At 72.1% G+C, this 12,321-nt stretch carries 11 protein-coding genes; 7 read left to right on the top strand and 4 right to left on the bottom strand.

The window, feature by feature from the left end:
• Positions 1 to 73: 73 nt before the first annotated feature.
• The 3 genes from ACWEVN_RS11380 (at position 74) to ACWEVN_RS11370 (ending at position 5,026) form a co-directional block, all read left to right on the top strand.
• Positions 74 to 1,513 (top strand): FAD-dependent monooxygenase, encoded by a 1,440-nt coding sequence (locus tag ACWEVN_RS11380; protein ID WP_452051146.1) that lies wholly within the window; start codon positions 74 to 76, stop codon positions 1,511 to 1,513.
• A gap of 106 nt (positions 1,514 to 1,619) precedes the next feature.
• Positions 1,620 to 2,576 (top strand): ketopantoate reductase family protein, encoded by a 957-nt coding sequence (locus tag ACWEVN_RS11375; protein ID WP_452051145.1) that lies wholly within the window; start codon positions 1,620 to 1,622, stop codon positions 2,574 to 2,576.
• A gap of 155 nt (positions 2,577 to 2,731) precedes the next feature.
• Positions 2,732 to 5,026: an SEFIR domain-containing protein gene (locus ACWEVN_RS11370; RefSeq protein WP_452051144.1), complete on the top strand. Its 2,295-nt coding sequence runs from the start codon at positions 2,732 to 2,734 to the stop codon at positions 5,024 to 5,026.
• Positions 5,027 to 5,035: 9 nt separating this feature from the next.
• Here ACWEVN_RS11370 and ACWEVN_RS11365 read toward each other — a convergent pair whose 3' ends face one another.
• On the bottom strand, positions 5,036 to 5,551 hold the full coding sequence (locus ACWEVN_RS11365; RefSeq protein WP_452051143.1) for a hypothetical protein: 516 nt from the start codon (positions 5,549 to 5,551) through the stop codon (positions 5,036 to 5,038).
• Positions 5,552 to 5,831: 280 nt separating this feature from the next.
• Between ACWEVN_RS11365 and ACWEVN_RS11360 the strand changes: the two genes are divergently transcribed.
• From ACWEVN_RS11360 to ACWEVN_RS11350, 3 genes are read left to right on the top strand one after another with little or no spacing between them, the layout of a single operon-like run.
• Positions 5,832 to 7,046 (top strand): hypothetical protein, encoded by a 1,215-nt coding sequence (locus ACWEVN_RS11360; protein ID WP_452051142.1) that lies wholly within the window; start codon positions 5,832 to 5,834, stop codon positions 7,044 to 7,046.
• Positions 7,047 to 8,291: a sensor histidine kinase gene (locus ACWEVN_RS11355; RefSeq protein WP_452051141.1), complete on the top strand. Its 1,245-nt coding sequence runs from the start codon at positions 7,047 to 7,049 to the stop codon at positions 8,289 to 8,291. It abuts the gene before it with no gap.
• Positions 8,185 to 8,808 carry a response regulator gene (locus tag ACWEVN_RS11350; RefSeq protein ID WP_452051140.1) on the top strand — a complete coding sequence of 208 codons (624 nt, stop codon included), beginning with the start codon at positions 8,185 to 8,187 and terminating at the stop codon, positions 8,806 to 8,808. The genes ACWEVN_RS11355 and ACWEVN_RS11350 overlap by 107 nt, the downstream gene beginning before the upstream one ends.
• Positions 8,809 to 8,812: 4 nt before the next feature.
• On the opposite strand, the gene ACWEVN_RS11345 is transcribed toward ACWEVN_RS11350, so the two are convergent.
• Both ACWEVN_RS11345 and ACWEVN_RS11340 read right to left on the bottom strand, forming a co-directional pair.
• The gene (locus tag ACWEVN_RS11345) at positions 8,813 to 9,406 is read right to left on the bottom strand and encodes a hypothetical protein (protein ID WP_449684151.1); all 594 of its coding nucleotides are present in this window, start codon (positions 9,404 to 9,406) and stop codon (positions 8,813 to 8,815) included.
• A 114-nt stretch (positions 9,407 to 9,520) separates the two neighbouring features.
• Positions 9,521 to 10,120 carry a DinB family protein gene (locus ACWEVN_RS11340; RefSeq protein ID WP_452051139.1) on the bottom strand — a complete coding sequence of 200 codons (600 nt, stop codon included), beginning with the start codon at positions 10,118 to 10,120 and terminating at the stop codon, positions 9,521 to 9,523.
• Between the two features lie 137 nt (positions 10,121 to 10,257).
• Here ACWEVN_RS11340 and ACWEVN_RS11335 point away from each other — a divergent pair, with 137 nt between their 5' ends.
• Positions 10,258 to 11,130 carry a helix-turn-helix domain-containing protein gene (locus tag ACWEVN_RS11335; protein WP_452051138.1) on the top strand — a complete coding sequence of 291 codons (873 nt, stop codon included), beginning with the start codon at positions 10,258 to 10,260 and terminating at the stop codon, positions 11,128 to 11,130.
• A gap of 242 nt (positions 11,131 to 11,372) precedes the next feature.
• Here the strand turns inward: ACWEVN_RS11335 and ACWEVN_RS11330 are convergent, their stop codons facing one another.
• Complete coding sequence (locus ACWEVN_RS11330; protein WP_449684148.1) at positions 11,373 to 12,302, bottom strand: helix-turn-helix transcriptional regulator; 930 nt, start codon at positions 12,300 to 12,302, stop codon at positions 11,373 to 11,375.
• Positions 12,303 to 12,321 lie beyond the last annotated feature (19 nt).

The following is a 12,321-nucleotide window of genomic DNA, read 5'->3' as shown; positions in this document are numbered from 1 at the left end:
GGCTTCTGGCACAACAGCGTCGACGGGCGGAGGGTCGCTCCCGTCCTGATCGACACCACCAGGGGAGAAACTCATGGACACCGAGGTGCTCGTCGTCGGCGCGGGCCCGACCGGCCTGACGCTGGCCAACGAACTGCGGGTGGCGGGCGTGCCGGCCGTGCTGGTCGACAAGCTGGCGCGGCGCAGCACGTTGTCGAAAGCGGGTGGCGTGCAGTCGCGCACGCAGGAGGCGTTCGACCAGCGCGGCCTGCTGGAACCGTTGCTGGCCACCGGAAACCACCCGGCCGGCACCGCGCACTTCGCCGGGATCACGCTCCCGCTCACCCGGGACCGGCACGCCCATCCGTGGCGGTCCATCCCACAGGTGGTGATCGAGGGGTTCCTCGAGCGGCACCTTGCCGCGCAAGGCAGCCACGTCCGGCGTGACCACGACCTGACCGGTCTCACCCAGGACGAGGACGGCGTCACCGCGACCTTCGCGAGCGGCAGCGTCGTCCGTTCCCGCTACCTGGTCGCGGCCGACGGCGGCCGCAGCACGGTCCGAGCGCTGCTGAACGCGGAGTTCCCCGGCCGGCCGGGGACGATGACCACCGTCGCCGCCGACGTGCGGCTGAGTGGCGGCGAACAAGGGATGATGCACGCCCGGAGCGAGGACGGGCACTGGGCGTCGGTGTTCCCGCTCGGCACCGATCCGCAGGGCCGGCCGCTGCGCCGGCTCGCGCTGGGCGGCCCGGGCCGGTCACTGCCGCGGGACGCTCCGGTCACCGAGGACGAGATCCGCGACGGGCTGCGCAACGTCTTCGGCGCACGGGTGCACCTGCTCGAACTGCGCTACGCCCGCCGCATCACCAACGCGGCCCGGCAGGCCGCCCGCTACCGGCACGGGCGCGTGTTCCTGGCGGGCGACGCCGCGCACGTCCACCTCCCGATCGGTGCGCAGGGCATGAACACCGGCATCCAGGACGCGCTGAACCTCGGGTGGAAGCTCGGCGCCGCGGTGCACGGCTGGGCGCCGGCGCACCTGCTCGACACCTACCACGCCGAACGCCACCCGGTCGGGGCCGCCGTGCTGCGCAACGTCCAGGCGCAGAGCCTGCTGATGGACCACCAGGGCACCGGCGACCCGGATCTGGCGGCGGCCCGTGAGCTGTTCGCCGCGCTGGCCCAGCTGCCGGAAGTGCAGTACCGCCTGGACGACATGCTGTCCGGGATGGGCATCCGGTACCCGATGCCGGGCGGCGAAGACCAGCCGCGCGTCGGTCTGCCCGCACCGGATCTGCGGCTCGGCCCGGTCCGGTCGCACGAACTGCTGCGCTGCGGGCGCGGCCTCCTGATCGACCCGGCCGACAGCTTCGCCGAGGTCGCCGCCCCTTGGCGGGACCGCGTGGACCGCGTGGGACAGGGCGTCGGCACCGACCCGATGCTCATCCGGCCGGACGGTTACGTGTGCTGGGCCGGGAATCCGGACGATCTCGGGCCGGCGCTCGGTCACTGGTTCGGCGACCGCCCATAGGGCCTCCTGGCCGCGGCTTCGCACCGCGCGTTGACAAGCGGGCAGCACCTCCCTAGCGTGATAAGTGGAGATGACCTCCAATTTCATCATATCCGACGAGGTGCGCGTGAAGATCCTCATGTTCGGCCGGGGCGCGATCGCCACGGTGCACGGCTGGGCCCTGGAGCGGGCCGGACACGACGTCGAGTGCTACGTCCGGCCGGGCCGCGCGTCGGCTTACGGGGAGGCGGTGGAGCTCGATCTGCTCGACGCGCGGAGGTGGGTGTGGGGGCAGCGCGTCGTCCAGGCGTGGCCGGTGCGCTACCGCGAACACCTGCCGCCGGACCACGATTTCGACCTGATCGTGCTGAGTGTGCCGCACCACCGCCTGCCGGAGGCAGCCGCGTTCCTGGCGCCGCGCGTCGGCAACGCCACGGTCCTGGTGTTCGGCAACATCTGGGCCGAGCCACTGACCGCGATCGGCGCTCTGCCCGCCGATCAGGTGGCGTGGGGCTTCCCGCTGGCGGGCGGCGGCTTCGGCGAAGACGGCGTGCTCCGTGGAATGCTGCTGCCCGCGGTCGTCTTCGGCACCCTCGACCGGCCCCCGACCGAGCGCGAGAAAGCGACGCGGCGGGTGTTCCGCGAGGCCGGATTCCGGTTGCGCGAGAAGCGCGATTTCCGCACCTGGCTGTGGCTCCATTTCGCGATGAACGCCGGCCTGCACGCGCAGGGCCTGCGGCGGGGAACGCTGTCCGCATTGGTGGGAGCGACGGCCGATTTGCGCGAGGCGTTGCTGACCGCCCGCGAGCTGCTGCCGGTGCTCGAGGCGCGCGGCGCCGATCTGCGCCGGCGTGACACGCTGGGATACCGGGCGCCGACCTGGCTGACGGCCCCGGCGTTCGCGTGGCTGACCGCGCATGTCCCGCTGGTGCGCAGGAGTTTCGAGGGCCACGCCGACCCCGCAGCCGAGGAACCACGGGAGGTCTGCCGCGACACCCTGGCCGAAGCCCGCCGGCTGGGCATCGCGGTGCCACGCCTGGAGGCGGCGGAATCGAGCTTCGCCGGTAGCCCACCCGTGGTCTAGAGTGCTGTCTCCGGGTCGGGGGATTCCGGCCTGATTCCGCTGGCTTCCTCCTGAAGCTCCGCGCGCTTGTCGTCGGCGGCGACTCGCACATCCCGGATCCACGCATCGACGCGAAACCGGTACGGGAAAGCCCCCCGGCACTAGAATCGGCCGGCGTGCCGCCCACGCGAAGTCCCCGGGTTTTCGTCTCCTACGCCGATGACTCCGGTGACCACACCGAAGCCGTCCGGCTGTTCGCCGGGCGGCTGCGGTCCTCCGGCATCGATGCGCGGCTGGATCTGTGGGAACGGGATCGGCGGCGGGACTGGCTCGACTGGACCATGGACCAGCTCGAACACGGCGACTTCGTGCTCGCGATCGGCTCGCCCCGGTACAAACAGCTGGCCACTTCGGACGGCGAATCTCCCGGTCTCGCCCGGCTCCAGCTCGTCATGCTGCGCGAACACCTGGCCCAGGACCGGGCGCAGTGGCTGGCCAAGATCCTGCCCGTCGTCCTGCCCGGGTGCTCCGCCGACGACCTGCCAGCGTTCCTCCAACCCTACTCGGCCACCCGGTACGCGATGCCCGGACAGTTCGACGAGTTGCTGCGGGTGCTGACCGGACAACCCCGGTGCGTCCAGCCGGAGCTGGGACCGCTCGCCGATCGGCCGGACGGGCTGTCCCTGCTGAGCGCGGAGCTGAGCCGCGTGCTCGTCGACGCCTCGGAAGGCCTCGCGGGCGCGGTCGGCGACCTGTGGCGCGGAGAGTCGCGGCGGCTCGGGCTCGACGACCCGCGTCCGCTGGTCACCCGCTGGCGCGCCGGCAGCCGCGAGTTCGAGCGGATCGGGCCGTTCTTCCGCGACGACGTACCGTCCCGGCGGCTGCTCCTGCTCGGGCCGCCGGGATCCGGCAAGAGCGTGGCGGCGATCCGGCTGGTGGCCGAGCTGCTGGCCGGGTGGGCCCGGGGCGCGCCGGTGCCGGTGCTGGTCCCCGTCACCGACTGGCACCCGGGCGAACTGCACCCGTTCGACTGGCTCGCCCGCCGGCTGGCCCGCGACCACCGGCTGGGCCGGACCGTGCGCTGGGTCGACGGGCGACGGCTGACACTGGCGTCCGCGCTGCTGGAGGTGGGCCTGGTGCTGCCCGTCCTCGACGGCCTGGAGACCATCGCCGAAGACCTGCGGCCCGAGGCGATCGCGGCGCTCAACCGGCTGGGGTCGTCGGTTCCGCTGGTCGTCACCTGCGGCCTCGCCGAACACCGCGCCCTGGACGCGGCGGGCGTCGGGCTGGCGCGCGCCACCCGGGCCGAACTCCGGCCGCTCGACCGGGACGACGTCGAGGACTACCTGACCGAGACCGTCCCCCACGGCGGGTCCCGCTTGGCGCCGCTGTTCGCCCGCCTGCGCACGGAGCCCGCGCCGACGCCGCTCGTGGTGTGGCTGATCCGCGTGGTCCACCAGGACCCCGGCCGCAATCCCGGTGACCTGTCCGACCGGACGCGCTTCCCGGACCGGGACTCGATCGAGGCCCACCTGGTGCGGCACCTCGTCCCGGCGGTCTACCCGGACCACCCCGGTCACCGCCGCCACGGGGCCTTCGCCCGGGTGGACCACGGCACCGTGCGGCGCTGGCTGGCGCACCTCGCGGCGAGCGGGACGGCGGACATCGCGTGGTGGCGGCTCGATCGTTCCCTCCCCTGGGTCGCCCCGGCCTGTCGCGTCGCGGCGGGCGCCACGATCGGCTTCGGGCTGGTCAGCACGGCCGGCGTCGTGCCCGGGTTGGTGGCCGCCGCCGTGGTCGGGCTGGCTGCCGGTCACTCGCGGTACCTCGCGTACTTCGCCGTCACCGACCTCGAAACCCCGCACCGGTTCGACAACTCGACGTCGAAGGTGCGCACCGAACTGCGCGACTTCGCGAAACTGCTGGGAAGTACGCTGCTGTTCGTGACCGGCGTGCTCGCGCTGCTGGTCGCCGGCCGGAGCGTCGCGACCGGACTCGTGCACACCGTGCGCGCGGCACTGGTGGTGACGGCTTTGGCGCTCGGTGGCGGGTTCCTGGCCTGGTGGTTCGGCCGCAAGCTGTGGCACCGGCAGCGCCACGGCCGCGGCGACGGCCTGGTGGCGCTCGCCGATCTCGACCGCCCGGCGAGTCCGGGCGCCACCCTCCGCGCCGACCGGAACGTGCTGCTGGCCGGCACCGGGACCATGCTGGCGATCGCGACGATCTTCGCGGTGCTCGGCCTCGGCTACGCGGTCCGGATCGCGCTCGGTTACGCCGCGGCCTGGACGTTGCTCAGCGCGTACGCCAGGTTCACCACGGCCCGGCTCGTGCTCGCCGCGCGCGGCGAGCTCCCGTGGCGGCTGTTCGGGTTCCTGGACGACGCCCGCGACCGCGGTGTGCTCCGCCAGTACGGCGCGGTCCACCAGTTCCGGCACCGGCACCTGCAACGGCACTTGGGCGGACCGGAGTAGCCGGGGAGGTCAGGAGCACTGGATGGCCATGTCGTCGAAGCGGACGAAGGTCTTGGTGCCGTTGCTGTTGCCGTAGATGACCTGGAGGTAGATGTCGCCGGTGAAGCGGCGCAAGTCGAGGCCGGTGAGGTAGGCCTGGCGGTAGCCGCCGCCGGGGAACCAGGGGTAGGTCTCGGCGATGATGCTCCAGCCGTCGGGGTTCCAGATCTGGAGTCCGACCTGGGCGCCGGCCGGGGTGAGGGGGTTGAACCAGACGCCGACGGCGCAGTTGCCGCGGTTCCAGTTGGAGATGGTGACCGGGATGCGGTTGGCGGCCCAGCCGTTGCCGACGAAGAGCCAGCCGTCGTTGGCGCCGGAGCGGGCGACCCCGCCGTTGAGGTCGTAACCGGCGACACCGTCCCCGGAACCGCCGCCCTGCCAGCGGGTCCACGGGGTGGCCCCCTCGACGCTGTCCCACACTTGCACGCTCGCTTGAGCGGGCGTTGCGGTGGTCACCGAGACCGCCGACAGGAGCGCGGTGGCCAAGGCCAGAGCTTTTGCGGTTCTTTTGAGAATCCCGTGTTTCATGGCGTGTTCGCCTTTCGCATCGAATTTCGCCGGAGGCCGGGCTGATTAGCGGATCCCGATTTCCTTTCCGGCAACCGATGCTGGCACAGAAACCGCGCACCGATAAGCGTCCGGTCTTGCCCACTCGACCGTGGGTAAGATTGCCCATGCCTACTATTGTCGTGAGACCGGTGCCGTAGCGGCACAGCGTCCATCCAGGGTAGTGCGGCCGGCCCGGGGAAACCGTAGACTCGGTTTGGTGGGGGCGATCGCCGCGTCGGGCACTGGTGCCGGGCAGCGCGTGCTCGCGGACATTGTGGGAGCGCAGGTCGCGTGGTGGAATCTCGGTTTCGCGGTCCGGCGGGCCGTGGTGCGGGAAGCCCGCCGGGGAAAGCGATTTCCGGAGCCGGACGTGTGGGATGTGTCCGCCCGCTGGGCCCGGCAGTGGCTGGCGGCGCCGTGGTGGTGGCGGCTGGTTCGCAGTGCCGGTGTCACGGTCCTCGTCGTCGTCGGCCTGACCGGGCTCGCCGCGGTGCTGGGCGAGGTGGACGGGATCACCGCACTGAGCGGTGCGGTGGCCGGGTGCCTGCCGCCGGCCGCCGGGTGGTCCTGGCGGCAGGCGCGCATCGCCAGGCTGTTCGCCGCACAGGACCTCGATCCGGCGCCCGATCCGCTGCCCGCGCGGAGGCTGGCCGTCCGCACGGTCCTGGTCCTGCTCGCGGTCGGTGCGGCGGTGAGCGCGACGATCATCGCCATCGCGAACGATCGGTCCGCCCGGTACGACTGTCCCGAGTACGCCGTCGATGCGCCCGTGCACGACTGGTGGCTGCACCGAGGCGGACGCGCCGGGGTCGGCTGCCCGGCCGCCGACACCCGCTCGGCCGGCGCGGGCGTGCGCTACACGCCGTGGAGTCCGGTGGTCGCCAACCGATTCGGGTGGAGTGAGGTGGTGTACGCCTTCCCGCCGGAAGAGCCGATCACGATGTTCGCGCCGATCTTCGGCGCCTGGATCGCCGCCGGCGGCCCGTCCGGCGTGCTCGGCCGGCCCACCGACGGCAACGTGGACGACACGACCACCGCCTACGTGAACTTCCGTGGCGGCACCATCGTCCTGACCGCCGACGGCGACCCGAAGGTCCACGTGGGACAGCAGTACGCCCGCCGGGCCCGCGACCTCGCCAGCCCCTGCGCGGCGCGCGATCGCCCGTGCATCACCACGGCCTACGCCGACGCCGGCGGAATCCACGTCGGCTGGCAGTACGGTGCTGCGGACGCGTTCAACGTCACCTGGCAGCCGGCCGGCGGACCGCCGTGGTCGGAACGGCACCGTGAGGTGGCCGGCTTCGAGGTCACCCTGCCCGACGTCCGGCCGGCGACGACGTACCTGGTCTCGATCCAGGCCTGTGAAAAGCACTTCTTGAGCCGGTCTGCCTGCACCTGGCCGCCCGACGAAGTTGCCGTCCGGGTCGGTTAGATGCCGACCGAGCCCAGGCATCCGGCCCCCATGCTGCTGGTGCTCGGCCTGCGCTGGCTCGCGTTCGGCTGGATGCTGGTGGTGGCGTTCGCCGGCGGCCAGGTCCAGCGGCCGGTCGAGGCCGGCGTCGCCCTGATCGCCACCGGCTGCTGGACGGCCTGGCTGACGATGGCCGCGGTGCGGCGGATGCGGCTCGTGCTCGCCGCCGATCTGGCCATGGCCGTGGCGTTGATCGTGGGGTACGGCCGGGTGTATCCGGCGCAGGCGGTACTGACCGACCACCCGTCGTTCATGGGTGCGTATCCGGCCGCGGCGGTCGCGGCGTGGGGCGTCGTCCGGGGAATCCGGGGTGGCCTGGTCGCCGGGGCGGTGCTCGGGCTGAGCCTGCCGTTCGCTTACGCCGCCAACGAAGTCGCGTTCGCGCGGCTGTCGTTCCTGCAGCTGTTGACCACGGTCGGCTGGGGGCTGTCGTACGTGCTGCTGGGTGGCGCGGTGGGCGTGGCCGCCGGTCAGCTCGACCAGCTGCGCGAGCAAGCCATCCGGCACGGCGAGCGGACGGCGCGGATGGCCGAACGGGAGCGGCTCGCCGCGCGGATCCACGACGACGTGCTGCAGAACCTGGGCCGGCTCCGGGCCCGGATCGGGGAATTGTCCGCCGCGCCGGCGCTGACCGCCGTGGCCGAGGGGATCGCCCGGCAGGAGGCGGCGCTGCGCGGTCTGGCGCGCTCCGATCCCGACCCGGTTCCGGCCGGCGTCGTCTCGCTCCGCGAGAAATTGGCCGAGCTCGCCGAACGGCGCGACGAGATCCCGATCCGCCTGGTGACGAGCGGCCCGGTCCGGTTGCCGGAGGCGGTGGCGGCCGACGTCGTCGCCGCGGTGGCGGAGCTGCTGAGCAATGTCGTCAAACACGCACGGGCGCACCGGGTCTGGCTCACCGTGTTGCAGGATCGCGCTGACGTCACGGTGAGCGTCCGGGACGACGGCGTGGGGTTCGAGCCCGGCCGCGACACGGACGGGATCGGTTTGCGGCTGTCGGTCCGGGCTCGGGTGGAACGCCTCGGCGGGCAGGTCCGCATCCGCAGCCGCACCGGCCAGGGCACCGAAGTGGAGCTGCGCATCCCCCGAGGGAGAGGTGATCATGCCGGGAAACCCGGTCCGGTTGCTGGTCGTCGAGGATCACCCGATCACCCGCGACGGTGTCCGAACCGCACTCGAGCGCGACGGCCGGGTGACGGTCGTGGGTGAGGCCGCGGACGCACCGGCCGCCTGCCGCCTGGCGGACCGGCTCCACCCCGATGTCGCGCTGGTCGATCTGCGGCTGGGCCCCGGGGCGGGCCGCGGCGTCGACGTCATCGGCTACCTGCGCGTCCACTGGCCCGACATCCGGATTCTCGTGCTTTCCCAGGGAGAACCCGCGGAGTTCCTGGCCGCCGTCCGCGCCGGGGCACACGGCTGCGTCAGCAAGGCGATCACCGCCGCGGAGCTGACCGCGGCGGTGGAGGCCGTGCTCACCGGCCCGGTCCTGCCCGCCGACCTGGCCGCCCACCTGATCGGCGAACTGCACGAATCGTCCCGCCCGCTCACCACCCGCGAGCGGGATGTGCTGCGCTGCCTGGCCAAGGGCTACGACAACCGCGAGATCGCCGACGAGCTGCAGATCGCCGTCCGCACGGTCAACCGCCACCTGGAGAACATCCGCGCCAAGCTCGGCCACCACCGCCGTTCCGTGCTCATCCGCGTCGCCCGCAACCACCACCCCTGAGGCGTCAGGTGCCGATCACCTGTGCGTGGGCCAGCTCCGCGTAGGCCTCGTCGAGCTTCGCGACGGCCTGCTGGCGGAACCCGGCTCCGCCACCGGTCCAGTCGTTCAGCGCGAGCTGGATGTACCCGACGCCGACGGAGATGTCCTGAGCGGCGGCCTGCAGCCACGGCTCCGGCTGTGGTTTGACGGTACCGAGCTCGTCGATGAAGCCGGCCCGCGCCGGGAACGGCCGGGCGCCCGGACTCGCCTGGGCGGCCTGGGTGAACTTGTCGAACGCCGCGGCCCGCAACTGGGCCCGCCGCACCGGGTCGAGGGTGCGGCCCGCAGTACTGAGATCACCCAGCCCCAGCGCGATCTGCCGGCCCACGACCTCCTGCGGGTCGGGCAGCCAGTCGACCGCCAGGCCGCACTGCGGGCACCCGAGCTCCCAGTTCCAGTCGAGGTGCACCGGAACGCAGATCACCTGCCCTCGCCACTTGAAGCACCACGGCCCCTCGGAGTCGGCGGAGGCCGGCGCGGCCACGCCGATCGTCGCCAGTGCGGCGGCCCCCAGCGCGACCAGTCCTCGGCGGATCCGGCTCATCTTGTTGCGTCTCATGGGTTCTCATGGTTCTGCCCGGTGACGTCGTCCGCAAGCGACCGGGTTTTCCCATGCCGGCATGGGTATTCTTACCCACAGGCCCGGCCCTCGGGCCGGCGCGGCGACCATCTCTCACCGGTGACGGCCGGCGGGATCACGCTCCTCGACCTCGAAGTTCGCGGCCTCCCGGGCCGCGGCCTCGACACGGTTGTGCAACTCAAACCACCCCTCGGGCAGGTTGCTCACCGTCGGGTGGTAACCGGCGCTGCCATCGATGAGCTCACGGACGATATCGGCGTGACCGGCGTGCCGGCAGGTCTCGGTGATCATGTGGACGAGCATCCACTGCAGGGTCACCTCTCGCATGCCTTCGGGAAAGTGTGGCACCTGGCCGGGTGAGTCGAGATCAAGCGCCGCGATGGTGGCGTCGGCGTGTTTCCACGACCGCTTGTACTCCGCGATGACCTCCTCGCTCGTCTCCTCCGGGCGGACGAGGAAGTCTTCCGAATGAGTGCGGTCGACCAGCCACTCCGCCGCGTCGGCGGGTCGGTCGAAGACTTCGCCGAAGTAGCCGAACTCGTTGCCCGTCAGGTGCTTCACCAGTCCGAGCAGGTTGGTGCCGGTCGGGGTGAGCGGTCGGCGTGCGTCGTACTCGGAAAGGCCGTCGAGCTTCCACACGAGTACGTCGCGCACCTGCTGCAAGTAGAGGTGCAGATAGGTTTTCGGATCCACATCCCGACCCTAGAAGTCCGGTGCCGCCGCGGTCTTGAACACCAGCGCCGGATCGATCGACGATGCGTGCCATGTGATTGGATGGCCCGATGGACCCGGTACGCGGCTCGGTTCGGCTGGACACCGAGCGGTTCGGTGTGGACGCCTTCCGCGACGGCTGGGAAGAGCAGATCGGCGACGGTTTCACGTTGCCCGCCTTCAGCCACGAAGCCACCGCTGGTGCCACCGTTCGCGGCCGCGCCTCCCGCGTCGGGGACTCAGCCATCACGGACTTCGAGACCGCCACCCGGGTCCGGGTCGATTCCGCGTTTCCCGACAACGGCGAACTACGGATGTACGTGGTGCACCGGGGCGCCTACATCCTCGAACGCGAACGCGACACGATGGCGGTCGAGGCCGGCCAGTTTCTGCTGAGCCGATCGATCGGGCTGACCGGTTACGACGTCGCTGCGGGCACTTCCGCCCAGGTGATCGGTCTGCCCGCCGAGGCGCTGAGCGTGTTCGCCGGCAGCACGCAAGCGACCGGCCCGGCCGCCGCCGCGGAGGTTCGTGTGCTCCTGGCCCACACACGTGTCGTCCAGGCGACGCTCGGCGACCTCAGCGATGAGGGCGTCCACGCGAGCCGCAACGCGTTGGTCGAGCTGGTGCGCGGGGTCTTGCACGGATATGTCGACGGCACCGAGCCCGGCCCGCTGGTCCACGCGGCCAGGAACCTCGCGGATCGCCTACTCACCAACCCGGACCTGACACCGGCGCTGCTGGCGAGCCGCCTCAAGGTCTCGCTGCGCACCCTGCACCGGGCCTTCGCGTCAACCGGCGAGCCCGTCGCGGCGTACATCCGCCGACGGCGTCTCGAGCAGGCGCGCCGCGCGCTCCTCTCGCCTTCCCCCAGCACGGTTTCCGAGATCGCGGCACGCTGGCAGTTCGCCGACAGCAGCCACTTCATCCGGACATTCCGCCGCTACTACGGCCAGACGCCGGCCCGCTATGCCCGCGATCACCACCGCTGAGAGGCAAACTCTCAAGCCGCTCGGCGGGAACCCCGACACCTCCCGCCGAGGCGTGGGTTCCCCGGACCCGGCCCGGCTCGAACGGGCTGCCACCCTCACCGTGCGACGGGCAGGACGCACCCTTACCGGGTAGCTGCGCCTTGGGCGGGTTCCTGGCGAGCGTAGCCCGGAGTCACCTGCCGCGGCGATCGAATTCGGCCGCGCCGGAACCGCGCGCTCACGGCGAAGAGCGCGTGGCGGGGTTACCCGAGCCGCCGGCGGAGGGTGTCGAGCGCGGCGTCGAGGTCGGGTGAGGACTGTTCGAGGACGAAATCCGCGTCCAGCATCAGCAGGTTGAGGGCGAGCGCGGCCGGTGACTCGGCGGTGGCGTGCACGCGGCAGCGATGCTCGTCCACCACCTCGACGGGGACGGCCGCCGGTACTCTGGCGATGATCTCGGCGGCGGGTGCGCCGACCAGGACGACGGCGCGATGGCGGGCGAAGGCCGAGTCGATGCCGTGCAGCACGTCGGTGGCGGACGGGGCCTCGCGCGGGGTGAACGTCGCGCCTTCCGGGCGGTTCACGGTCATCCGGTCGAGGCGGAACTGCCGCCAGTCGCCGCGGCCGGAGTCGAAGGCGACGAGGTACCACCGCCGCCCCACCTGGACGACGCGATGCGGTTCCACCTCACGGTGGGTCGCCTTGCCTTCGCGGGTCAAGTAGCCGAAGCGGACGCGGCGGTGGTCGCGGCAGGCGGCGGTGAGGAAGATCAGCAGGTCGGGGGCGACGCCGCCGGGGGCCCGCGCCGCCTGCGTGTAGTCGCGCATGGCGGCGACCCGTCCCCGCAGCCGGCGTGGCAGTACCTGCTCGAGTTTCACCAGCGCGGTTCCGGCGGCTTCGCCGAGGTCGGTGGTGCCGGCGCCGGTGGCCATCCGCAACGCGATGACGATGGCCACGGCCTCGTCGTCGTCGAGCTGCAGCGGAGGCAGCGCGGTTCCGGGGCGCAGCCGGTAGCCGCCGGCCACCCCGGGGGCCGCTTCGACGGGGTAGCCGAGGTCACGCAGCTTCCGGATGTCGTAGCGCACCGTGCGGGGGCTCGTGCCGAGCCGGTCGACCAGCTCGGCGCCGGTCCACGACGAGCGCGTCTGCAGCAGGGTCAGCAACGCCAGCAGGCGGGAAGCCGGGTTCGACATGTCTCCATGATGTGGTGAA

This window comes from Amycolatopsis sp. NPDC003861 (assembly GCF_053605405.1).
Note: the sequence above shows the minus strand (reverse complement) of the source record. Positions and strands in the feature narration are given on the sequence as shown.

Coding starts and splice junctions, on each gene's coding strand:
- ACWEVN_RS11330 (WP_449684148.1), bottom strand. CDS start 12,302: ATGTCGAACCCGGCTTCCCGCCTGCTGGCGTTGCTGACCCTGCTGCAG.
- ACWEVN_RS11380 (WP_452051146.1), top strand. CDS start 74: ATGGACACCGAGGTGCTCGTCGTCGGCGCGGGCCCGACCGGCCTGACG.
- ACWEVN_RS11355 (WP_452051141.1), top strand. CDS start 7,047: ATGCCGACCGAGCCCAGGCATCCGGCCCCCATGCTGCTGGTGCTCGGC.
- ACWEVN_RS11345 (WP_449684151.1), bottom strand. CDS start 9,406: ATGAGACGCAACAAGATGAGCCGGATCCGCCGAGGACTGGTCGCGCTG.
- ACWEVN_RS11350 (WP_452051140.1), top strand. CDS start 8,185: ATGCCGGGAAACCCGGTCCGGTTGCTGGTCGTCGAGGATCACCCGATC.